This is a genomic window from Paraflavitalea speifideaquila (assembly GCF_032395985.1).
GTDB lineage: Bacteria > Bacteroidota > Bacteroidia > Chitinophagales > Chitinophagaceae > Paraflavitalea > Paraflavitalea speifideaquila.
The window spans coordinates 8304010-8326026 of sequence record NZ_CP135920.1 but is presented as its reverse complement, the minus strand read 5'-3'; the positions used below and the strand labels follow the sequence as shown (position 1 = coordinate 8326026).

Here is a 22017-nt window from a genome sequence, read left to right as displayed (position 1 = left end):
ACAAAGGTATAGCTGACAAAGGCCATACCAATAAATGTTAGGGGAATTTTATTTAGAAATTCCTGTTTTCATAAACAGACGGTACCGGCTATCCTGTTGATTGGCAGGGATAAAGGGTGCCCGAAAAGGAAGGGGGAATTAAAAACATGATTTTGGTATTAATAATTGATCCAGCCCTTTTTAAGCTCGTCTTTTTTTTCCTTTACTTTTGCAGATTGCCCTTTCCTGAACGGGAGAGGGTAAGACCGGATACAGGGCGGATTTAAAAAAGGATGTTCAAAAGCAATGGGCAACCCACAAGAGACCGTTTTTAGACCCGGGTAACCGTAAATTACAAGTCACAGCATGGCACTACCCCATCTCATAAAGTACGTCTATACCAATGGAACAGATGAAGTAATCCGTCGCGGTAAAAAAATACATGCTATCGGTTACGTTGAACTGGTGGATTATGATGAGTTGACAGACTCTGTTGTGTTTCGTGTGAAAGACGATAGTTATTCGACCTATTATAAAGTTAATATCCAGAAATTCAAGGATCCACGCACGTTGTCCGTGCGTTGCGCCTGTCCCTATAACCTGGGCGATATTTGTCGCCACGAAGCTGCTGCTCTTATTCAGCTGCAGGAGATGCTGGATAAAAACATGCTGAAGGCCGAGGCTGCTGATTACGACCAGCGGCATACGGTAGTGAAAATGAAGATCATTGACCTTAAAACGCTGCGCCTGCTTTGCTCACCCGAAAGTTATGCAAATGCCGAGAAATACCTTCGCACACAAAGAGCTGATATTGAATATGCTAAGGATGAGGTGGTAAAGGCCACGATCAATATTGAAGACAAAGACTGGAAGGTGGTGGTGCGGAAAAATGAAGAGCGAAATTTTGATACCAGTTGTGAATACGAAGACCGGCTGCACCCGCTGTGTTTACCCAAGGTTATTGTATTTCTCCAGCTGTTGAATAGCTATGGCCCTTTCTACTTCGATACCATCCGCAACTGGGATAAGGAAAAGAACAAGCTGCTGGAAGCCTATGGATATACCCTGAGTGATAACCTGGAAGGTAAGTTTGAGTTTACGTATAAGGAAGGCAAGCCATTCTTACGCGTACTGGATACCAGCATTAAACGTATTACCCCATCGGCCTCTTCCCGGCCCACATCCAAACCATTGCCGGTAGCGGAAGCCGAATTGCCTCAGCAGCAGGGCGCCAATGTATTGGATGCGACTGCAGAAAAACTAGAAAGCCCGGCCCAGCGCCTGGGTATTGTATTCAACTTTAACCAAAAAGGCTATCCCGGCTTTTCAGTGGATGGTATTACCGGCGAATCGAATGAAGAGGTGACGGCCTATGTGGGGAAGGTAGAAAAGCTGGACCTCTCCAAGTTCATCAATGTAGAAGTTTACAACGATAATGATAAACACCTCATTGCACCCCTGAGAAAAATGCAGGAGGGAGAGATTACCAAATACCTCAACCGCAACTCTCCGTTCAGTGGTATCTGGGAAAACATCATTCACCATGAAGAAGACGACTTGCCCGAAGAGACCAAGGCGCTCATGGTAGAATACCTGCATCCCAAGCTCAAAAAAATGTTCTCCGACATTGCGGCCAGCCCGTTTGTATTTTACCTCAATGGAAAAAAAGCCTTTTAAAACGGAGAACCTGCATACGGTAGGGGTAGTAACAGATCATATCAGCCCTTATTTTAAAGTAGTAGTAGGTAAAAATCAATATGACATTGAATGCTGGGTAAAGCTGAATGGTCAGCATGTGCCCATAACGGAGAATGCACTCAACAGTAGCCTGTTGTTCTTTTACCAGGATAACCTGTTTCTTTGGAATACGGCTGAAGAAGTAAACCTGGTTACCCGTTTTCATGGAAAAGGAAAGCTCACAGTGCCCAAATCACAGTGGGCCGAACAATTGCGCCAGCTGGTATTGCCGCTTACCAAAGAGTACCATGTGGAATTTGATCCTGCTCTCGTTAGTGAGATCAAGGAAGGCGATCCGGAAAAACGCATCATCTTACAAGAGAAGGGCGATTACCTTATTTTCCAACCCATCTTTTCCTATAAGGGTTTTGAAACAAAACCCGGTGGTAAAAATGAACTGATCATTCCGGATGGCGACAAGGTATTGATTGTGCACCGCGATAAAGAAAAGGAGCAGCAATTTATTTTAAAGCTGGAGGCGTTGCACTCCAATTTCATTCGTCCGGAAGGCGGCCAGCAACTGGCGCTTAAAGGCAATGATGTGCTCAAGAACAACTGGTTCTTCTTGTTTGTGGATGCCATGAAGGAAATGAAAGTGCCGGTGTTTGGATTTGATGCGCTAAAGAATTTCCGTTTCAATACAGCCAAACCCCAAACTAAGATCCATATCAGCAGCAATACGGATTGGTTTGATGCCCGCGTGGACATCCTGTTTGGTGAGCAAAAGGTAACGGTAGCGGATGTAAAAAAGCATTGGCCAACCGTCAGCAGTTTGTACAATTGAATGATGGTACACTCGGTATCCTGCCGGAGGAGTGGATCAAGAAATACTCTTTGCTGTTCAGGGTAGGGGAAGGCAAGCAAAACCAATTGCGTCTTTCCAAATACCATATGAGTGTTATTGATGAGTTGTATGATGGACGCAGTGAAGAAGAATTGGTATTGAAACTGGAAGAGAAATATGATCAGTTAAAAGGTTTCAATAAGATCAAGGAAATACCTGTTCCGGAACACCTGGCGCATATTTTGCGTCCCTACCAGGAGCATGGATTTCACTGGCTCAATTACCTGGCCGAGATCGGTTGGGGAGGTATCCTGGCTGATGACATGGGTTTGGGTAAAACCGTACAGGCCCTGTCGTACATGCATTACTACCGTAAGCACCATGGTAAACTGCGGGCGTTGGTAGTTTGTCCAACCACGCTGATGTTTAACTGGGAAAATGAAATCAAGAAGTTCACCCCTGAACTTACTTATTATATTCATCACGGAGGTGAACGTACACGCAATAAAGAGCAGTTTGCCCATGCAGAAGTGATGATTACCACGTATGGCACCCTGCGCAGTGATATTAAATTGCTGGTGGACATTCCATTTGATTATGTGATATTGGATGAATCGCAAGCCATTAAGAACCCTGCCAGTAAGGTAACCCGGGCGGCCTGCTTGCTTAATTCCAAGCACCGTATCTGCCTTAGTGGTACGCCATTGCAGAACAATACGTTCGACATCTTTGCGCAGATGAACTTCCTCAACCCCGGTATGCTGGGTAGTATTGAGTTCTTCCGGCAGGAGTTTGCCATCCCTATTGATAAGTTTGGAGAACCGGACCGTAAAGACCATTTGCGCAAATTGTTGTTTCCATTCATCCTGCGCCGTACCAAAGAGCAGGTGGCCAGGACCTGCCCGATAAAACAGAAACGATCCTTTACTGTGAAATGGACGACGAGCAACGTAATATTTATGATGCTTATCGCAATGACTTCCGGGATAAGATCCTGGGCACCATTGAACAGCAGGGTATACAACGTTCACAGCTCACCATCTTACAGGGCTTGATGAAACTGCGGCAGATATGTGATTCGCCAGCTATCCTGAACGAAACGGAGAAGTTTCCCAACCATTCTATTAAACTGGAAGAGCTGGGCCGCGAGATCACAGAAAATATCAGTGACCACAAAGCGCTGGTGTTCTCGCAATTCCTGGGTATGCTGGGACTGATCAGGGAAAAGCTGAAGGAACTGGAAGTAGATTATGAATACTTTGATGGAAGCACCTCGGCTATTGACCGGGAAAAAGCCATCCAACGATTCCAGAATGATAAGAACTGCCGGGTGTTTCTCATTTCACTCAAAGCGGGTGGTGTGGGTTTGAACCTGACGGCTGCCGACTATGTATATATTGTTGACCCCTGGTGGAACCCTGCTGTAGAACAACAGGCTATTGACCGTACGCACCGCATTGGTCAAACGAAAAACATCTTTGCTTATCGCATGATCTGTAAGGATACCATTGAGGATAAAATATTGCAATTACAAGACAGGAAGCGCTTACTGGCGAAGGACCTCATTACGGACGATGAAGGTTTTGTGAAGAGCCTTACCAGGGAAGATGTGGAATACCTGTTCAGTTGATGAATATTGTTTATTTTCTATATTAATTGAAGGCAACAAGGCATCGAGCAAGGCTTGGGTTGCCATTGTTGACCATGTAACCTATTTACCCCAACATTATCCTTTTTAAGGCTCCCTGGTTGATATTTGATAAACATATCCAACCGGCTAGATAGTAAAAAAGTTCCCCCACTCACCGGGTCATTTTGATGGCCCGTCAATTGCAGATTAAAATCGGGTAAGCCTTTTTTAATTTATGCCAGGTTATGCACACAAGTTTAACAAAACTGTAGCGTCTAACTTTTATATTTCGAACTTTTATATACAACCTGCATGAGCAAGATATTGACCCTCTTGATTTTACTAACGGGATTGGGATTTGCCGCCACGGCCCAGAAGGGAGTGTAAAAGGTAAGCTTACTGATTCTACTTATAAGGAAGTACTTTCCGAAGCCACCATTACTATATTGGCTATCAAAGACTCTTCCGTAGTGGCTTACACCATCTCGAATGCCAAGGGTGAGTTTGAGATCAAGAACCTTGATACGGGCACCTTCCGACTTTCAATTACCTACCAGGGTTATCAACCATTTAATAAAAGGATAACGATCAAGGCTGATCAACCACTTGTTGACCTGGCTACGGTATACATGGATAAAAAATCGACGATGCTGGATGAGGTTGTGGTAGAAGCACCCCCATTCAGGTGAAGAAAGATACGATCGAGATCAAGGCCAGTGCCTTTAAAACCAAGCCCAATGCTTCGGCGGAAGACCTGTTAAAGAAAGTACCGGGTGTACAGATCGATAAGGATGGAAATGTAAAAGCACAGGGGAAGATGTACAAAAAGTATATGTAGATGGTAAGGAGTTTTTGGTAGTGATCCAAAACTGGCCACTAAGAATATTACGGCAGATATGATTGAGTCGGTACAGGTATTTGATGATATGAGTGATCAGGCTAAGTTTACGCGTATTGATGATGGCAGCCGTTCCAAGACGATCAATATCAAGTTAAAGAAAGACAAGAAGAAAGGTTATTTTGGAAGGGCCATCTTGGGTGGTGGTTATAGTGAAGAAGGAAAAGATTTCCGGTATGACGGAAGTTTCAATTTCAGCCGTTTTAATGGTGATCGCCGTATTTCTATCCTGGGTGCTGCTAATAATATCAATAAGCAAAGCTTTAGTTTCTTTGATATCTCCGGTGGCGGCGGCGGCGGCCGTGGTGGCGGTGGATTTGGCGGTGGCGGCTTCGGCGGTGGTGGTTTTGGTGGTGGTGGATTTGGCGGGGGTGGCGGTGGTCGTGGAGGCATGGGCTTCGGCGTATTGAGCAGTGGCGCCAGCGGTGGTATTACCAAGGCTTTTTCGGGTGGTATCAACTATACAGACAAGTGGTCTTCAAAGGTTGACGTACAAGGATCTTATTTCTATTCCAACACCAATAACCATGCGGAGCAAACGATACAGCAAACCAGCGACCTCAGCCGGTTCATGAAAGACTCTTCTGCTGTACAAAGTGAGGCAGTAGCTACGGATACCAAAAATCAAAATCACCGTTTCAGTTTGCGTATCGAGGCAGCCATCGACTCCATGAACTCGATCTTGTATACGCCTACAGCTACCATTCAGCGTGCAGAAACCTATAATAACTCGGTGGATACGATCTACCGTTATTCTCCCAAGAATGCCGGTACTTACCTGGCCAATACGATCCTGACACAGAACTACAGTGAGCGCAATGGATATAATATTAACAATAACCTGCTTTACCGTAGGAAGTTCCATAAGCCAGGCCGTACTTTTACATTGGGGCTGAACAACAGTATCAATAATAGTGAAACAGAAGGAAAGACCTATTCTCCCATCCGGTCTTATGACTTTAGCGGCAAACTGATCCAGGATTCCACGCAGGACTTTATCAGCGATGCCACTACCAAAAGTTCCACCAGCGTAATCAGCACTTCTTATACGGAACCTATCGGGCACAATAAGATCATTGAATTGAACTATGCGTATACCAATACGCACAATACCTCGGATAGGGTAGCTTATAATTATGATAGCACAGGAAAGCAATACAGTATTAAGAACCTGGCGCAGACAAACTATTTTGAGAATGATAATATTAAACACCGTGCGGGAGCCAATTTCAGGATACAAACTACCAAATACAATTTCCAGGTAGGTGGTGCTGTTGAGTTTTCAGATCTTACCAATCGTACGGTAAGGCCGCTTACCTCAAGGATACTACGGTAAATCAAAGCTTTTTTAATTTCCAACCCATTGCCCGGCTGAACTTCACCTTTACGCGTACCAAGAACCTGCGTATCTCTTATATGGGAAGAACCAATCAACCCAGCGTTACGCAATTGCAGGATGCCCCTGATTTCTCGAACCAATTCTCTGTTACCAATGGTAACCCATTCCTGAAGCAGGAGTACAATAATTTCGTGAACATCAACTATAGCTCTTTCAATGTATCGACATTCAGGTTATTTTCGGCCAACCTGAATTTCAATAATACCAGCAACAAGATTGTAAACAATGTGGATACAGTGCCGGATAAATTCAAGAAGTACAACAGCACGCCCGGCGCACAATACATTGTACCGGTAAACCTGAATGGTTCTTTCAGCGCCTCTTCCTTTATTACCTTGGGTTTGCCACTAAAGGGCAAGCTGAAGGGAAGCAGCCTGAACTTTAACAACAATGCTTCTTACAACCGTACCGCAGGTATCCAATCGAGCCAATCTTATTTCACCAATACCCTAGCCATTACTCAAACAGCCAGCATCAATATTGATTACAAGGGGCTGAATGTGGGCCTTAATGGAAGCATTACTTACAATAACATCAGTTATTCAGGCAATTTAAAAGGTACGCCAGAGCAGAAATATTATACTCAGACCTATGGGCTTGACCTGAGCTATACCTTCCTGAAACACTTTGTATATTCTTCCGATTTTGATTATAATATATATAGTGGCCGTGGTGCAGGTTTTGATCAAAACATCCCCTTGTGGAATACAAGCCTGGCCTTGCAGGTATTTAAAAAGAAGAATGGAGAAATCAAACTCTCTGTGAACGACCTGCTGAATCAGAACCAAAGCATTACCCGTACGGTGGATGGATTGAATATCAGAGATACCCGTTCCCTGGTGCTGAAGCGTTATTTCATGCTCACCTTTACGTACAATCTTAACCGCGCAGGCGCTCCCAATCAGCAAGGACGTGGTGAAGGTGGCCCGGGTGGTGCGCCCCGTCAATTCCGTATGCGCAATTAAACTAGTTCAATCCCCCCGCCCTTCATAAAGCATAACTGGCCTCCGCAAGGAGGCCAGTTATTTAGGAAGTAGGCAGCAAGGCATTAAGGCAACGAGCGGCCAGGTTAAGCCTGGCATCACCTAAAAATAGCCCCCGTTGTACACAGGGGCCCAGCACTTACAGATTGTGGTTTCAGAGGTAAGTGCTGAAAGCGTTCATGCTACGGGATGGGCTGTCTTTTTTGGGGCAGGAGGCATCCTAAAGTTAGTTAATTCAATTAGCGTTGGTGTAAACGGTATTTGGTAAGTGGGGTGCTGATGGGCGATTTTCCGATCATCAGGACGGTCAATAGGCTTTTGAAGACCCGGAAAAGGTTGGAAGAGGGGCGATAGATGTCTTTACAGATCTTGGCCCGGTGTGTGTCATAATACATCGTATTTTTGCATGGAATAGTGGATTTAGGGACAAAAGTTTAGGTTTAACCTACACTCAACGCGCCGTTTGTTATTTTATTGTGTAGAGGCCTAAAAAGTAGATTTCCTATTTCAGGGACGGTTGGGAATGCCTATTTTTCGACCATAAATCCGCTCTATGAAAAAAATATTCCTGCTCTTGTGGTTTGCTGCCTGCAGCGCCTCGCTCCAGGCGCAGGGGGTATTCAGTACCAAAACAACTGCAGCACTGCAAAAGGTGATTGAGGATTATCCCAACCATTTCAAAAATATCAAGGGTGACCGCCTTTCGGAACATACCCGGGCGGTAGATTATAAGTCGAGGGTGGAAATTGCCGGGGCGGTGAATTGCATCGTTACCCAATATACAGCCACGCCCAGGGATCAGTATAGCTGGAGTTGCGAATTAGCACGGTCGGCCGAATTTGAACAGGCCAAAGCCAGCTTCCGGGAACTCTACAACCAGATCAGCAATACGATCATTAAAATAGAAGGAGAAAAACCCTTTATCCTCAACGGTAAATATGAAGCGCCTGTCGGTGAAAAAAGCCGACTGTTGTGCGCTTTGAATTATTATCGGCCCCCGAAACGGTACAGCAACTGAAGGTAGAACTGGCGCTCCAGTATACCACAGAATGGAAGATCATCCTCACGGTATATGACCAGGAACGGCAATATGATGTAGCTGTAAACTAGTCTGTAGACCGGAAGTCGGAAAGTCCGAAAGATAGGAGTTTTGCTTACGGACTTTCGGACTCGCAGACTTCCCAACTTGATTTCCATTTATTAACCTTCATTAACATTAAAGCAAGGCTGGTTAACCTGCTTTGATAGCAGGTACTAATATTTTCGTAGTCAAATAAACTCCGAAAATAGAACCGGCATGAAAAAGATCTACCTGCTTATTGTCATCAGCCTTTGTACCCTGGCCATGCAGGGACAAAAGAATGGCTCACTCAAGGGGTTGTTGTATGATAGCATCGCCAAACAACCGGTAGCTTCCGCTACCATTACGGTATTACAGAAAAAGGATTCCTCATTGGTAACGTTTACGATGACGGATAGCAAGGGGCGTTTTGAAATAGCGGGGTTGGGCAATGGCGAATACCGGCTATTGATCACGCATGTAAATTACCATGGTAGCAGTAAATCCTTTGCCATAGACGATGCCAATAAAAACAAAGATTTAGGTACTGTGATCATGCGGGATGCGGCGCAGATGCTCAATGAAGTAGTAGTGACAGCCGAGGCGCCACCGGTAACGCTGATCGGCGATACGGTACAATACAATGCCGGCTCCTTTAAAACGCCGCCGAATGCCAATGTAGAACAGTTGTTGAAGAAAATGCCCGGTATTGAGGTCGCCAAAGATGGTACGGTGAAAGCCCAGGGTCAGGAGGTAAAGCGGGTACTGGTAGATGGCAAGGAGTTTTTGGCACCGATCCTAAACTCGCTACCAAAAACCTGCCCTCGGATGCGGTGGACAAAGTACAGGTATATGATAAAACCAGTGATGCTGCCCAACTTACAGGTTTTGATGACGGCAACAGTGAAAAGACGATCAACCTCAAACTGAAAAAGACAAAAAGAAAGGATTGTTTGGCAAAGCCTCTGTGGGTGGCGGTACAGCAGACCGGTATGAAGGAAAGTTCAACCTGAACTCATTTAAAGGCGCCCGGCAGTTATCTGTAATTGGCATGGGTAATAATACCAATGCGGAAGGGTTTTCCTTTATGGATATGCTTAGTTTTTCGGGTGGCGGTAATGCCGTGCGGCAAAGTGGGGGCGGTCACCATTTCAAGTAATGACGCTTCCTTAGGTGGATTTGCCGGCGGTAATAACAATAACAGCATCCGCACTATTTGGGGGAGGTATTAACTTCAACGATATCATTGGCACCAAAACCGACTTTACCAGCAATTATTTTTATAACCGGTACAATCCCAAGATCGAAAAACAATCTCAACAGGATTATTTCCTGCCGGATGGGTCAACGATCAAGCGGCAGTCAAACAGCCTGAGTGATAATATCAATAACAGCCATAAACTGAACCTAAGTGCCGATATAAAACTGGATAGCTTCCACTCCATAAAAATATCCCCTTCGCTGGGATACCAGCAAACTGAAAATAGCAGTGTTAGTGACTACAGCACGCATAATCAAAATGGTATCCTGGCCAACCAGGGTTTCAGCAATAGCCAAACTTCGAGCGATGGATATAATTTCAGGAATGACATCTTATTCCGCAAAAGGTTCCGTACCCGGGGCCGTACATTCTCGTTAAGTCTGCAAACCAACCTCAATGCCAGCGACGGGGACGGTACACAGTTATCGGTCAACAAGTTCTATAATCCCAATGGCAGCTTGTTTAGAACGGACTCCATCGATCAGCGCAACAGTTCAAGTAACGACCTGCGTAGCTATAATGTGCGGGCTGTGTATACTGAGCCCATTACTAAAAATTCGTTGTTGGAGCTTAGTGTAGGCAATAGCCTTAGCAAAAGCAGTTCCGAAAAACAACCTGGGATTATAATAAAGCGAGTGGCAAACATGATGCTATTAATAAAGATCTTTCCAATCATTATGAGAATACCTATGGTTATACCAATGCGGGAGTTCGGTGGCGCAGTCAGTTTAAGAAATGGAATTTTGCGGTTGGGGCCAACTGGCAAAAGGCCGAGCTGGAAGGAAGTATCATTGCAGGTACCAAAGACAGCCTGATTAATCAAACCTTTACAATATACTGCCCAGTGCCCGCTTCCAGTATAACTTCACCAAGTTCAAGAACCTGCAGATAAATTACGCTGCCAGCACCAACCAGCCCAGTATGTCGCAATTGTCGCCGGTGCCCGATATCAGCAATCCGCTCAATATCAAGGATGGTAATCCGGACCTGAAACAGGAGTATTCACATTCGGCGACGCTCAATTTCATGTCGGTCAATCCATTCAGGAATAAAAACTTATTTGCCTTCTTTACTGTACGGCAAACCAATAATAAGATCGTGAATTACGACACCATCGATGCGTTGGGTATCAAACGCACACGCCCGGTGAATGTAGATGGGGTTTACAGTGTGAATGGTTCGGTGAGCCTGGGGTTGCCTGTACGGTTCTTGAAAGGCACAGTAAATATTTCCTCGAATGTTGGGTACGATAAAGGGAAGCAGTTTATTAATGGATCGGGTAATACCATTAAAACATTAACCCTTGGCCCTTCCGTACTGCTCGATATGAGCCCTACCGATAAGTTTGATCTTTCGCTCAATGCGGGTGTCAGCTATAACAAGAGTGCCTATTCCCTGCAAAGCAACTTGAATACCACTTACTTTTCACAGAATTATGGAGCCGATGTGAACTGGCAATTGCCCAAGAGCTTCTACTTCAATACGGAGTTTACGTACACGATCAATAACCGGCTGGCGGAAGGTTTTAACCTGCGGGTGCCATTGTGGAATGCTTCGATCAGTAAACAATTCCTGCGTTATAACCGGGGTGAACTCAAGTTGACAGCCTTTGACCTGCTCAATGAGAATGTGAATATCAGCCGTACCAGTAACCAGAACTATATTGATGACAGCCGGGTCAAAACTTTGCAACGTTATTTCCTGCTCAGCTTCACGTATAGCCTCAGTAAAATGGGCCTTGGGCCAGCCACGCCAGCTGGCGGAATGCGGATCATAGGAAGATAGTATATATCCACGAAAGTAGTAGTGTAACAGTCGTGCCGGGCAACCTATTGGGGCCTGGCACTTGCTGTATGGAAGGAGCAGTATTTTGTTATGTAGCGAAACAATAATACTTTTGGCATACATCAATGCATCGGGGTGCCTTTAATAAAAGGCTGAGATGATACCCGGGAACCTGATCTGGTTAATGCCAGCGGAGGAAATGCAAATGGGCCCAACGAATATTTTATTAAAATATAGTAAGCCACATTTCCTGCGCATGGAAATGTGGCCTTTTGTTTTTTACTAAAATAGGATACCATGGAAATTCAGCAATTAACGAACAACCTGCGCAACTGGCAGGGCCGGAAAGAATGGTTTTTCAACCGGGAGCATACAGATACTTATGAGCAATGGTATGAGGGGCGTTATAAAAGGGCCGAGGTATGGCAAAAGAAAGTCATCGGCGGACTGATTAAAAAAGACAGCCGGGTGGCTACACTGCTGGAGTTTGGATGCGGCACTACCCGCTTTACACGTTGGTGGCATACGATTGGCATTGAGGCCACGGGTGGTGATATTTCGCCCTTCATGCTTGGCCAGGGCGTACACTTGTTTGATGGCAACCTGGTACTTGCCGACTCGCACCATATGCCTTTCAAGGATCATAGTTTTGACGCGCTTGCCTTTATCACCACTTTTGAATACTACCGCAATCCGATACAGGTCATTCAGGAGGCCGCCCGCGTAGGGCGGTATGGGATCGTATTTGGTATGATGAACCGCAACTCGCCCAAGGTAGTGCGCAGGCGGGTACAGGAATTATTTGGCAAAAACCCTTTCTACTTAACGGCCACTTTTTATACACCAGCCCAACTGATGCGCCTCATGCACGAAGCATTGAAAGGCCGGGATTACAGCATTGAGTGGACCTGTACGGGCCTTCCCCAATGGTTTCCGGTACAGAAATGGGGCGTGCCCTATGGCGACTTCTTTGGTCTGCATGTAAAATTCAATGACCTGTAATGAATAGTCTTACAGATAGTGGCAAAATACAAGATGCCTTTTTAATCAAACCATTTATCCGTATTGTGGTGCGCAAAGAAGAGAGGTAAGAACGGGACCGCAATACGGGGTTGATGTGAGCATCATCAATATGCCCAATGGCATGGACATGGCATTGACCAGCGACCCACTCTCCTTAATACCTACCTTGGGTTTGCAGGAATCGGCCTGGCTATCGGTTCATCTGATGGCCAATGATATGGCTACTACGGGCATTGCGCCGATGTATGCGCAACTGGTATTTAACCTGCCGGGACAAACCACGGGGGCGCAATTTGAAGTATACTGGCAATACATTCACCGTTTTTGTAAAGACATAGGTGTTGCCATTACGGGTGGGCATACGGGTGTAGCAGAAGGCCAGAAATCCACCCTGGCCGGAGGCGGTACTATGATAGCAATTGCCCCTTCCAATACATTTTTGGTAAGCAAGTATGCACAACCGGGTGATGTGATCATCGTTACACAAGAAGCTGCTATGCTGGCCAGTGCTATCCTGGCGCTTAGCTTTCCACAAACGGTTAAGAATAACTGTGGAGTAGAATGTTATCATGCTGCTGGTGAAATGTTTTACAAAACCAGTTGTTTGCCTGCAGGGCTAACAGCGGCAATGGGCAATCCCGGTAAACAGGTGACAGCGATGCACGATGTTACAGAAGGTGGCGTATTGGGGGCCATCTATGAACTGGCTACGGCCGCGGGCTGCGGAGTTTGGATAGCAGCGGACCAACTACCCGGTGGAGAAGCACAGGAAGCCATATGCCAATTGTTTGGTATTGATCCTTTCTTTTCGGTGGGCGCCGGGTCGATGATCATTGCAGCAAGTCCGGATCAACAACAGGAAGTAATGCAGCGTTTGGAGGCCGGAGGAATAAAGGCTGTGGTAGTAGGTTACCTCACAGCCCAAGAAAAAGGGATGTTTATATATGGGGATGATGAACCTATGGCATTGAACCATCCTGCTACCGATCCTTATTGGGCCGCCTTTTATAATGCTTTAAAACGAGGATGGAAATAAGTGATGAAACCTATGAAAACAATTAGCGGAGGGCTATACCTGATTATTGATCCGGCCAGGGGATTAGATAGGGTATTGCCAGTTGTTCAGCAAGCAATTGCCGGAGGGGTGGATATTATCCAGGTATGGAACCATTGGTATACCCGCCAGCGCAAAATAAAATTCATCAACCATATTTGTGAAGCAGCCTATGCCTATGGAGTGCCGGTACTTGTTCATGAAGACTGGAAACTATTGCAACATTCACAGGCGGATGGTATTCATTTTGATGAAGCGCCTACGAATATAGAGCAATGGAGGCAAGAGCTGGGGCGCCCCTTTCTGTGTGGTATAACCTGTGGCAATGACCTGCAAAAAGTACAATGGGCTATTGACAAGGGGTTGGATTACCTGTCCTTCTGTTCTATGTTTCCTTCTACTACAGCCAATAGTTGTGAGTTGGTGAAACCGGAATCGGTACAGACGGCTCGCAGGATGACACGTATGCCTATTTTTCTGGCAGGTGGCATAACATCCGAGTCCATTGTGGGCTTGTCCCCTACGGGCATGGATGGGATAGCGGTAGTGTCCGGCATTACCGATTCAACTGATCCCTTACTACAAACCTTGAACTATAAACAGGCTATTTATCAAGCAATACAAAAACAATATGACACCCAATCTACTGAATAAGCTCGCGTGCCCGATGGATAAGCAAGACCTTCAGGTAACTATTTACCTGAAAGATACGGCAGGTAATATCATTGAAGGAATGCTGCAATGCCAACATTGTAACCGCCAGTATCCTATTATTTATGGGTTGCCCATCCTTGCTCCTGATGAATATCGTGAGCCAACCCTGGAGCATGCGGCAACGAAACATTGGCCCAAAGAGTTACCGGCTGCTTCCTGATGGTAGTGCTGCTAGAAAGAAGGTAGAGGGCCAGAACAAAAGTTCGGCCCTGTTATTGATGCAAACGCACATGCAGCAATCTTGTTTTATTGTTGCCAGAGAAAACGCATTATTCCTACTTAGTTGGAAATTCGGATGGTTCTGCCAGGACCATTGCGTTGCATGTCTTTCATCAACTTGGTCCTTTCATCTGCAAATTCTTTAGGAGTTATTTTCTTTCCGTCTTTAGGTTCTTTAAGGATAGCCAGGTCTACTTTGGGCGAAACTTCTATGGCCTTATAAACAGTTCGACCATTATTGATATCTATGGCCAGGATCAAACCAGGTAATTGCCCCTGAAATTCAGGGCTGACGGCTACGGGTATAGCAAGGGTGAACCAGGCGGTAATATTGGAGGTGTCGGGCACTTCTTCGCGTTTCACTTCTCCATTTACCATACTGGTTTGTGCTCTTACGCCTATACGCTGAGCAATTGCTTGCTGACAGGTATACCCTAAAATGGTACGGGTTTCACCGGTTAGTTTCCAGTTGAGCTTGCGGATGCTATCGGCGATGAGGAATTTTTGGCACCCAGTTCTCTTTGCTCTATATAAGTACTATTGTTGTGGTTGGTAAAGGTTATATCGTCACCTCCCGCCATCACCATGCGGAACTGCCTGCCGCCGCCGCCCTCACCTACGGCGCTTTGAAAGGCTTGCTCATCAGTTTCTTCAGGAGGTAATTGCCGGCGGAGTGATTGGTTATTAGCAAATAATACTTCTATCTTATCGGTCCTGGTTTTAGGTATCTGTTGGGCCATCGCTTCATCCATCCCGGAAAACCTTATTTGCATCTCGATAGTACGTTCATAAGTAACTTTTCCCTGGGTTTGCTGGGCGCTGGCAGTTTGTAGGCAAATCAAAGCCAGACAGCCTATCCATATTTTTTTCATAACTTGTTTGATTTTGTACCAAAGCTACCGAGGTGTAGCTGCAGGGCAGGTTAATGCACCTTGGTTTAATGTTAATTAAGGTTAAAACGGCTTATTCTTCATAAGGCAATCACCTACTTTTGTATTCCATGCCGGTACGTCAATCAAAAATATCAGTTTCATCTATCTCGGTAATATTAATGCTACTGGCCATCCTGGCCATTGTGTTATTCCAGGGATATTGGTTGCGTAAAAATTACCGGGATGAGGTGCAGAACCTGCATATCCGTACCAATGTATTGTTCCGGGAAACAGTGCAGCGTTGTCAGATCGAAAAGTTGAAGCTGGATACCAATGTAAAGATTCGTATCGCTCCCCACGACAGAGGGGTTAATGCCGCATTTGAAACCATTACTTTTCCGGATACGCCGATTCGCAAACAACGGATTGGTTCAGTGATCCTTTCCATGAATAATACCTTCCGGCGTACCCGTATGGATACCCTGCATGGCAGGATGGACTCTATGGAGGTGATGCCCAGGATACAAATGGCACGTCCAAGCCAACGGATCATCCAGTTATTAAAAGGCGTGGATTTTCCACAGGACTCTGTCAAGGTTGCAGAGGTTACTACCCGTTACACCAGCGTAATGGACAGGGAGCAAATTAATATTCCTTTTACCATCCTGCGTATTCAGGCAATGGAGCCGGAAGAGATGGGGCCTCCAGACGACCTGAGTTTGACAACCGGGTAACCCTTGGATTTACCCATCCCTATACACTCATGTTGGATTTGGAAAATACCGTGCCCTGGGTGCTTAAAAACTGGTGCCGCAAATACTGGTGTCCCTGTTACTGGTGGGCCTTACGGTGTTTTCGTTTGTGTTGATGTACCGCAACCTGCGCCGGCATCGAAGACTTACACGTCTGAAGAATGATTTTATCAGCAATATAACGCATGAACTAAAAACCCCTATTGCCACGGTAAGTGTGGCCATTGAGGCACTCCGTAATTTCAATGCCCTGCACGATCCACAGCGTACGGCAGAATACCTCGATATCTCGGCCAATGAATTACAAAGATTGTCCTTGTTGGTTGATAAGGTATTAAAGCTGTCTATGTTTGAAAAGCAGCAGATCGAATTGAATGGGGAACCATTCGATTTTAAAGAGTTGGTGGAAGAAGTGGTGGCTTCTATGCGCCTGCAGTTTGAGAAATACAAAGCCAAGGTGAGCTTACAGGTGCATGGGGATGATTTTATTATCCAGGCCGACAGGATGCATATAACCAGCGTTATTTTTAATTTGCTGGACAATGCACTTAAATACAGTAAAGCGCACCTTACCATTCAGATCGACCTGGCATCGCTGCCCAATCATATAGAAATGAGTATTACAGACAATGGCATTGGCATATCGGCAGAATACCAGAAAAAGATCTTCGATAAGTTTTTCCGTGTACCCACCGGCGATACGCACAATGTGAAAGGATATGGGCTGGGGCTTAGTTATGTAGCCTATATTATGGATCGCCATAAAGGGAGATCAATGTGGAAAGCCAGCCTGGCATCGGTACCCGCTTCACGACTAAACTTCCCAAAACGGCATGAGCAAAACCAAAATACTGTATGTAGAGGATGAGTTATTTCTCGGCAAGATCGTTAAGGAAAGCCTGGAAAGCCGTGGCTTTGAAGTAGTGATGGAAAGTGACGGGGCCGATGTATTACAAGCCTTCAAACGCATTAACCCGGAAGTATGCATACTGGATGTAATGTTGCCCAATAAGGATGGCTTTACCATTGCGGGTGAAATAAGGGCCATTGATGAAAAGGTGCCCATCATTTTTCTTACCGCCAAAACACAAACAGACGACCTGGTAAAAGGCTTTTCAACAGGGGGTAATGATTATATCCGCAAACCATTCAGCATGGAGGAGTTGATAGTACGTATTGATAATGCCTTGCGGTACCGGTACAATAGCCGTCCTTCCTCTGTAAATCAAGATGAAGTAAAGATGGGGAAGTTCCAGTTTCATCTTACCCGTCAAACGCTGATGGTGGGAAAAGAAGAGCGTAAGCTGTCCTTCCGGGAAAGTGAATTACTCAAGTTATTATACGAAAACCGGGATAAGATCATTGACCGTAAAGACATCCTTACTTTGTTGTGGGGAAATGACTCCTTTTTAACTCGCGCAATCTGGATGTATACATCGCCAAATTACGTGGTTACCTGAAAGAAGATGACAGCCTGGCCATCATTACCATTAAAGGAATTGGGTATCGATTTATTATTGCATGATAAAATAAGGAGTTGTTTATCCAGGTCGTCTTCGACTGGCTCAGGCCGACAAATTACCCCTATTCACGATTGTCGATTCACGATTCACCGTCCGCTTCCCCCGCTGCCATATCCACATTATGGTAAAGCTGGGAATGAAGTCGAGGCCGGGTAGCATTTCCTCAACAAAATTGAACAGTCCGCCAAAAGCGCCTTTCCAGCCACCAAATAGCCGGTAGAAAATAATAGCAGAAATGGGAGCCCAAACGATATCTCCCAACTCACCCAACCCCGGGAGGGCATAGGATGCATAACCAATAAGATCCATGAGGATACATATTAATAAATTCGGTTGGGAAATGGTTTTGTTCATTCGGTTTAATATTAATTAATCCCAAGACGATGATTTGCTGGTAAAAGTTGTATTGGGAAAGCCAGGAGACAGAAAGTCCGAAAGTCTGGAAGAAGGCTCCAGTAGTCATCGGGACGATAGACGTTAATACAGGATTGAAGGAGTGGAATTAAACCAGTAAAGTTCTGTTTTTGAGTACGCCTACAATCTCTTCTATGCGGAAGGGTTTGGAAATATAATCATCCATTCCGGCTGCCAGGCATTTTTCGCGGTCGCCTTGCATGGCATCGGCTGTAAGGGCTATGATGGGAATTTGTTTAAATGGTTCGTCCATGGCCCGGATGAAACGGGTAGTGGTATAGCCATCCATTTCGGGCATATTCACATCCATGAAAATAAGTACAGGATCATGATGGGGTAATATTTCCAATGCCTCTTTGCCATTATTGGCCCGGATGATGTCAAAACCCATTTTCCGCAATACTTCAGAGATCAGCAGCATATTGATGGGATCATCTTCTACCACCATGATCGAAGCTGCTTCTGTAATATGAGCAACATTATTGACCGACAGATCGGTTTTAATGGTTTCATGTCCGGGCATAAACATAGCGCTTAGCATGGCATAGAGCTCATACATTTTTACCGGCTTAGTGAGCAATTGGCGGATACCCAGTTTATCGGCTTCATGTTGGAACAGGTTTCTTTCGAGGGATGACAGCATCAGGATAGTAGGTTGCGTATAACCGGCCGATTCCAGTTGCAAGGCTTTTACCAACTGCATGCCATCCATTTCGGGCATGTGGTGATCCGTGATGATGAGGTCTAAAGGCTCTTCTGTTTTTTGTAAGCGATCCAGTATCATGAGCGCTTCGCGGCCGCTGCCTGCTATTTCACAGGGGATATTGAAGTAACGGAAGATATCCTGCATCAGCCAGCGATTGGTAGCATTGTCGTCTACTACCAATACTTTCCGCAGCGGTGGTTTATGTTCAGCGGCAATCTGAGTATGTTCTTTCATTACTTCCAGTGCCAGGTGCAGGGTAAAAGTGCTACCACGGCCCAGTTCACTATTCACGGTGAGGTTACCATGCATCAGTTCGGCCAGGCTTTTTGAAATGGTCAATCCCAAACCGGTACCGCCATATTTGCGGGTAGTAGATGAATCGGCCTGTGTAAAGCTCTCAAATATTTTACGCAGCTTTTTGGGTGAAATGCCAATACCCGTATCGCGTACCGAAAGTTCTACGTCCAGGTAAGGCTTGCCATTCTTTTGATAAATACCGCCTGCTTTAACCAATGATATAAGTATTTCACCCTGTGGGGTAAACTTGATGGCATTGCCCAGCAGATTCACCAATACCTGCCTGATGCGAACGGGATCGCCGCCAAACTGAACAGGTAGTTCGGGATCAATATAACAGATCAGTTCCAGGCTTTTCTCAAATGCCTTCACCATTAAGATATCTACTGTTTCTTCTACCAATTCATCCAGGCGGAAGGGGATATGTTCAATTTGTAGCTTACCGGCTTCTAGTTTGAGAAGTCAAGGATATCATTGATGATATCCAGGAGGCCATTGGCCGACTTCTTTACATTGCCCAGGTAGTCTCTTTGCGTGCGTTGCAGATCGGTAGTCAATACCAGGTCTGTAAATCCAATGATGCCATTCATGGGGTACGCAATTCATGGCTCATATTAGCCATGAACTCACTTTTTGCCCGGCTGGCCTGTTCGGCAATATCTTTGGCCTGTACCAGCTCTTGTTCCATTTGTTTGCGTTCAATAGCGGCTGCCAGGGTGGCGGCAAAGGATTGCAGGATGGAGAATTCGGGAATGGTCCAATCACGCTCTTCTTTATCACTAAACCCTACGATACCCCAAAACTGGTGCAAGGTGAATATGGGTACAATGGCTACTGCCTTTACCTGCATCTTCTCAAAATAGGCCCGGCCCGCTTCTTCTTCAATATCTTTCACATAACCGCAGTACAACTCTTCTTTTTCAGGGTTTTGAAAATGGATGCTTCCTCATCCATGACCAGCCGTTGATAAGCGGGGTCTTTGTGTACCAATTCGCCCGAGGCGCTATCCCAATGCAGTAACTGATCGGAATACCATTTAGCTTCCTGGAAATTATAATCGTTCTTGTATACGTTTACTGAGTTTACCTGCAGTTTTATACCCAGTAGCTGGATGGCTTCGCCAATCGCTTCTTCCAGGTGATTATTACTGATCAGCTGGTGCGTGGCTTCGGCCATGGCCTGCAATAGCAGGTCTTTGTGTAGTAAACGATCTTCTGATTTTTCTGTTCGGTGATATTGTGCGCAAAACCCAGTACGCCCCATACGGCGCCGTCCGGATCGCGCAAAGGCACTTTCACCGTGGTCATTACCTGGGCCTTCCCATTAATAGAGGAGGGTTCTTCCTGTATGAACTTTGCTTTTCCTGTTTTGACTACTTCATTATCATCATTCCAGAAACCGCGTATATTATTCTCTACATCACCATTCACTATTTCATCGGGAAATCCTATCTCCAGATCGTCTTTACCAATAAATTCCTGTGGCATCCGGTGCATGGAATCGGCAAAGGCCTGGTTTACCAACAAGAAGCGATGGCCCAGGTCTTTGATAAATATCCAGTCGGGCGTTGAATTGATCACCGTACGTAAAAGTTCCTCCGATTGCTTTACTTCGGCCAGTAACTGCTCCCGTTCTACTTCCGCTTTTTACGCTCTGTAATATTCCGGGATGTGCAGATAAGCCTGGTTACCGTACCCATTTCCCGCACCGGTTTGATGATGCTCTCCAGCCAAATATAATCGTCCGTATTGGTGCGCATCCGATAACGAAGGGTCAGGTTTTCGAGGTCTGTCAGCGCTGGCTTATCATCTTGTTTGAGAAATTTGTACTGGTCATCCGGATGAATATAATCCATGACAGAACGGCCCTGCATTTCTTCCGGTAAAAATCCCAGTGTTTTTTGCATGGAAGGAGAAGCATAGAGCAGTACCCCATTGAGCTGGTTCACAGTAATGATATCTTCCGAGTGCTCGGCCAGCAGGCGAAACTGTTGCTCACTATCCTGCAAGGCCTGTTCGGCTGCTTTTTGGGTAGTGATGTCCTGTGCTATACCAAATCCACTGGTAGCATCCACCATTTTGCCCCTGATGTACAGGTGGCGGATATTACTTTTCCGCGTAATGATGCGGCAGCTGAAATTGGTTTCATAATCATGGTTATACTTGTTGTGGATGGAGTTGGTGAGCTCCCGGATCACCTGGTTATGGTCTTCGGGTACTACATATTCCTGCATGAATTGCTCGAACGTCATGGTGATCTCTTCCTGTTCATCATGTTCCAGTAGGCTGGTGAACTCCTTACTCATGGTCATTTCCTGCGAAAAGAAGTCGAGCTTCCAGCTACCCATCCGGGCATAGGTCATAGCATAAGAGGAGGTGCGGATGGCCTCTTCTTTCAATTGTTCGGCCATTACCTTGTCGGTAACATTGACACCAATACCCTGTATTTCGAGTACTCCCTTTTCATTTTGCAGGGCAATGAACTCCCATTCTGTCCATTGGAATATTTTCGTTTGCTGGATGGGTTTACGGATCAGCAGCTTCTGTACTTTGCCAGGGTTTTTCCAACATTCTTCGGCCATTTGCTGGCAGCGGTACAGGTCCTTGGGATAGATCGTATTGTAATAAGGCTCGCCCATCAGGAACTTTTCCTGGTAGCCAAAGGCTTGCAGGAATTGAGGATTGGCATAAGCAAAGTTTCCATCATTATCAATCCGGATCACATAATTGGTTTGCGAATTGAGGATGGAGGAGAAATAGGTTTTCTCCTTCTGCAGTTCATTTTTGGCCAACTGCAATTGTTCATAATTCCGTTGGCTATTGCGGAACAGGGGTTCCAGTACCAGGAATACGAGGCATACAAAGGCGATGATGAGAGAAATGAACTTGCCCGTATTGATGGTAGCCGCCTCGCTCATTTTCTCTGCA

Annotated in this window: 31 protein-coding genes, 1 pseudogene and 1 riboswitch; of the genes and pseudogenes, 22 read left to right on the top strand and 10 right to left on the bottom strand. The window is 45.6% G+C overall.

Annotated features, from left to right (window positions below):
• The first annotated feature begins 345 nt into the window (after positions 1-345).
• The 8 genes and pseudogenes from RS881_RS57225 (at position 346) to RS881_RS57190 (ending at position 7392) form a co-directional block, all read left to right on the top strand.
• A complete protein-coding gene (locus RS881_RS57225) occupies positions 346-1656 on the top strand; it encodes an SWIM zinc finger family protein (protein ID WP_315818937.1) in 1311 nt (436 codons plus the stop codon).
• Entirely contained in the window at positions 1637-2500 is an 864-nt protein-coding gene (locus RS881_RS57220; protein ID WP_315818936.1) for an SNF2 helicase associated domain-containing protein, read from the top strand. Before RS881_RS57225 ends, RS881_RS57220 begins: the two co-directional genes overlap by 20 nt.
• A gap of 107 nt (positions 2501-2607) precedes the next feature.
• Positions 2608-3527 (top strand): annotated as a pseudogene (locus tag RS881_RS57215) (DEAD/DEAH box helicase); the annotation flags it as partial.
• Positions 3528-3554: 27 nt separating this feature from the next.
• Complete coding sequence (locus RS881_RS57210) at positions 3555-4130, top strand: DEAD/DEAH box helicase (RefSeq protein WP_350340362.1); 576 nt, start codon at positions 3555-3557, stop codon at positions 4128-4130.
• A gap of 284 nt (positions 4131-4414) precedes the next feature.
• Positions 4415-4819, top strand: a complete 405-nt coding sequence (locus RS881_RS57205; protein ID WP_315824959.1) for a carboxypeptidase-like regulatory domain-containing protein — start codon at positions 4415-4417, stop codon at positions 4817-4819.
• Positions 4816-4968: a hypothetical protein gene (locus tag RS881_RS57200; protein WP_315818934.1), complete on the top strand. Its 153-nt coding sequence runs from the start codon at positions 4816-4818 to the stop codon at positions 4966-4968. Before RS881_RS57205 ends, RS881_RS57200 begins: the two co-directional genes overlap by 4 nt.
• Before the next feature lie 58 nt (positions 4969-5026).
• Positions 5027-6364, top strand: coding sequence for a porin family protein (locus RS881_RS57195; protein ID WP_315818933.1), 1338 nt, complete (start codon positions 5027-5029; stop codon positions 6362-6364).
• A gap of 26 nt (positions 6365-6390) precedes the next feature.
• On the top strand, positions 6391-7392 hold the full coding sequence (locus tag RS881_RS57190; protein ID WP_315824958.1) for an outer membrane beta-barrel protein: 1002 nt from the start codon (positions 6391-6393) through the stop codon (positions 7390-7392).
• 257 nt (positions 7393-7649) lie between these two features.
• Here the strand turns inward: RS881_RS57190 and RS881_RS57185 are convergent, their stop codons facing one another.
• Positions 7650-7805 (bottom strand): hypothetical protein, encoded by a 156-nt coding sequence (locus RS881_RS57185; RefSeq protein WP_315818932.1) that lies wholly within the window; start codon positions 7803-7805, stop codon positions 7650-7652.
• Between the two features lie 158 nt (positions 7806-7963).
• Here RS881_RS57185 and RS881_RS57180 point away from each other — a divergent pair, with 158 nt between their 5' ends.
• The 10 genes from RS881_RS57180 to RS881_RS57135 all read left to right on the top strand — a co-directional run bounded on the left by RS881_RS57180 (position 7964) and on the right by RS881_RS57135 (position 14467).
• Complete coding sequence (locus tag RS881_RS57180) at positions 7964-8428, top strand: hypothetical protein (protein ID WP_315818931.1); 465 nt, start codon at positions 7964-7966, stop codon at positions 8426-8428.
• On the top strand, positions 8383-8520 hold the full coding sequence (locus RS881_RS57175) for a hypothetical protein (RefSeq protein ID WP_315818930.1): 138 nt from the start codon (positions 8383-8385) through the stop codon (positions 8518-8520). Before RS881_RS57180 ends, RS881_RS57175 begins: the two co-directional genes overlap by 46 nt.
• A gap of 187 nt (positions 8521-8707) precedes the next feature.
• On the top strand, positions 8708-9400 hold the full coding sequence (locus RS881_RS57170) for a carboxypeptidase regulatory-like domain-containing protein (RefSeq protein WP_315818929.1): 693 nt from the start codon (positions 8708-8710) through the stop codon (positions 9398-9400).
• Between the two features lie 19 nt (positions 9401-9419).
• Positions 9420-9629, top strand: coding sequence for a hypothetical protein (locus tag RS881_RS57165; RefSeq protein ID WP_315818928.1), 210 nt, complete (start codon positions 9420-9422; stop codon positions 9627-9629).
• A 20-nt stretch (positions 9630-9649) separates the two neighbouring features.
• Positions 9650-10546 carry a hypothetical protein gene (locus RS881_RS57160; protein ID WP_315818927.1) on the top strand — a complete coding sequence of 299 codons (897 nt, stop codon included), beginning with the start codon at positions 9650-9652 and terminating at the stop codon, positions 10544-10546.
• Positions 10547-10565: 19 nt separating this feature from the next.
• Complete coding sequence (locus tag RS881_RS57155) at positions 10566-11516, top strand: outer membrane beta-barrel protein (protein ID WP_315824957.1); 951 nt, start codon at positions 10566-10568, stop codon at positions 11514-11516.
• A 121-nt stretch (positions 11517-11637) separates the two neighbouring features.
• A riboswitch (TPP riboswitch) is annotated at positions 11638-11732 on the top strand.
• A gap of 81 nt (positions 11733-11813) precedes the next feature.
• Positions 11814-12518: a class I SAM-dependent methyltransferase gene (locus tag RS881_RS57150; protein ID WP_315818926.1), complete on the top strand. Its 705-nt coding sequence runs from the start codon at positions 11814-11816 to the stop codon at positions 12516-12518.
• A gap of 115 nt (positions 12519-12633) precedes the next feature.
• On the top strand, positions 12634-13575 hold the full coding sequence (locus tag RS881_RS57145; RefSeq protein WP_315818925.1) for an AIR synthase-related protein: 942 nt from the start codon (positions 12634-12636) through the stop codon (positions 13573-13575).
• Between the two features lie 12 nt (positions 13576-13587).
• On the top strand, positions 13588-14247 hold the full coding sequence (locus RS881_RS57140; protein WP_315818924.1) for a thiamine phosphate synthase: 660 nt from the start codon (positions 13588-13590) through the stop codon (positions 14245-14247).
• Entirely contained in the window at positions 14225-14467 is a 243-nt protein-coding gene (locus tag RS881_RS57135) for a Trm112 family protein (protein WP_315818923.1), read from the top strand. The genes RS881_RS57140 and RS881_RS57135 overlap by 23 nt, the downstream gene beginning before the upstream one ends.
• Positions 14468-14586: 119 nt before the next feature.
• On the opposite strand, the gene RS881_RS57130 is transcribed toward RS881_RS57135, so the two are convergent.
• Positions 14587-15009: a GLPGLI family protein gene (locus RS881_RS57130; RefSeq protein WP_315824956.1), complete on the bottom strand. Its 423-nt coding sequence runs from the start codon at positions 15007-15009 to the stop codon at positions 14587-14589.
• Positions 14985-15398, bottom strand: a complete 414-nt coding sequence (locus RS881_RS57125; RefSeq protein WP_315818922.1) for a hypothetical protein — start codon at positions 15396-15398, stop codon at positions 14985-14987. The genes RS881_RS57130 and RS881_RS57125 overlap by 25 nt, the downstream gene beginning before the upstream one ends.
• A gap of 179 nt (positions 15399-15577) precedes the next feature.
• On the opposite strand from RS881_RS57125, the gene RS881_RS57120 reads away from it, so the two are divergent.
• From RS881_RS57120 to RS881_RS57105, 4 genes are all read left to right on the top strand, one after another.
• Positions 15578-16132 (top strand): hypothetical protein, encoded by a 555-nt coding sequence (locus RS881_RS57120; protein WP_315818921.1) that lies wholly within the window; start codon positions 15578-15580, stop codon positions 16130-16132.
• 73 nt (positions 16133-16205) lie between these two features.
• Positions 16206-17018, top strand: coding sequence for a sensor histidine kinase (locus RS881_RS57115; protein WP_315818920.1), 813 nt, complete (start codon positions 16206-16208; stop codon positions 17016-17018).
• A complete protein-coding gene (locus tag RS881_RS57110) occupies positions 16984-17610 on the top strand; it encodes a response regulator transcription factor (RefSeq protein ID WP_315818919.1) in 627 nt (208 codons plus the stop codon). Before RS881_RS57115 ends, RS881_RS57110 begins: the two co-directional genes overlap by 35 nt.
• Positions 17574-17675: a hypothetical protein gene (locus RS881_RS57105; protein WP_315824955.1), complete on the top strand. Its 102-nt coding sequence runs from the start codon at positions 17574-17576 to the stop codon at positions 17673-17675. Before RS881_RS57110 ends, RS881_RS57105 begins: the two co-directional genes overlap by 37 nt.
• A 40-nt stretch (positions 17676-17715) precedes the next feature.
• Here RS881_RS57105 and RS881_RS57100 read toward each other — a convergent pair whose 3' ends face one another.
• The 7 genes from RS881_RS57100 to RS881_RS57070 all read right to left on the bottom strand — a co-directional run bounded on the left by RS881_RS57100 (position 17716) and on the right by RS881_RS57070 (position 22007).
• Positions 17716-18027: a hypothetical protein gene (locus RS881_RS57100; protein WP_315818918.1), complete on the bottom strand. Its 312-nt coding sequence runs from the start codon at positions 18025-18027 to the stop codon at positions 17716-17718.
• A gap of 148 nt (positions 18028-18175) precedes the next feature.
• Positions 18176-19465: a response regulator gene (locus RS881_RS57095; RefSeq protein WP_315818917.1), complete on the bottom strand. Its 1290-nt coding sequence runs from the start codon at positions 19463-19465 to the stop codon at positions 18176-18178.
• A gap of 74 nt (positions 19466-19539) precedes the next feature.
• Positions 19540-19680 (bottom strand): histidine kinase dimerization/phospho-acceptor domain-containing protein, encoded by a 141-nt coding sequence (locus RS881_RS57090; RefSeq protein WP_315818916.1) that lies wholly within the window; start codon positions 19678-19680, stop codon positions 19540-19542.
• Positions 19677-19985: a GAF domain-containing protein gene (locus tag RS881_RS57085; protein ID WP_315818915.1), complete on the bottom strand. Its 309-nt coding sequence runs from the start codon at positions 19983-19985 to the stop codon at positions 19677-19679. Before RS881_RS57085 ends, RS881_RS57090 begins: the two co-directional genes overlap by 4 nt.
• Positions 19982-20266 carry a hypothetical protein gene (locus tag RS881_RS57080; protein ID WP_315818914.1) on the bottom strand — a complete coding sequence of 95 codons (285 nt, stop codon included), beginning with the start codon at positions 20264-20266 and terminating at the stop codon, positions 19982-19984. The genes RS881_RS57085 and RS881_RS57080 overlap by 4 nt, the downstream gene beginning before the upstream one ends.
• On the bottom strand, positions 20242-20709 hold the full coding sequence (locus RS881_RS57075; RefSeq protein ID WP_315824954.1) for a PAS domain-containing protein: 468 nt from the start codon (positions 20707-20709) through the stop codon (positions 20242-20244). The genes RS881_RS57080 and RS881_RS57075 overlap by 25 nt, the downstream gene beginning before the upstream one ends.
• Before the next feature lie 14 nt (positions 20710-20723).
• Entirely contained in the window at positions 20724-22007 is a 1284-nt protein-coding gene (locus tag RS881_RS57070) for a PAS domain-containing protein (protein WP_315818913.1), read from the bottom strand.
• Positions 22008-22017 lie beyond the last annotated feature (10 nt).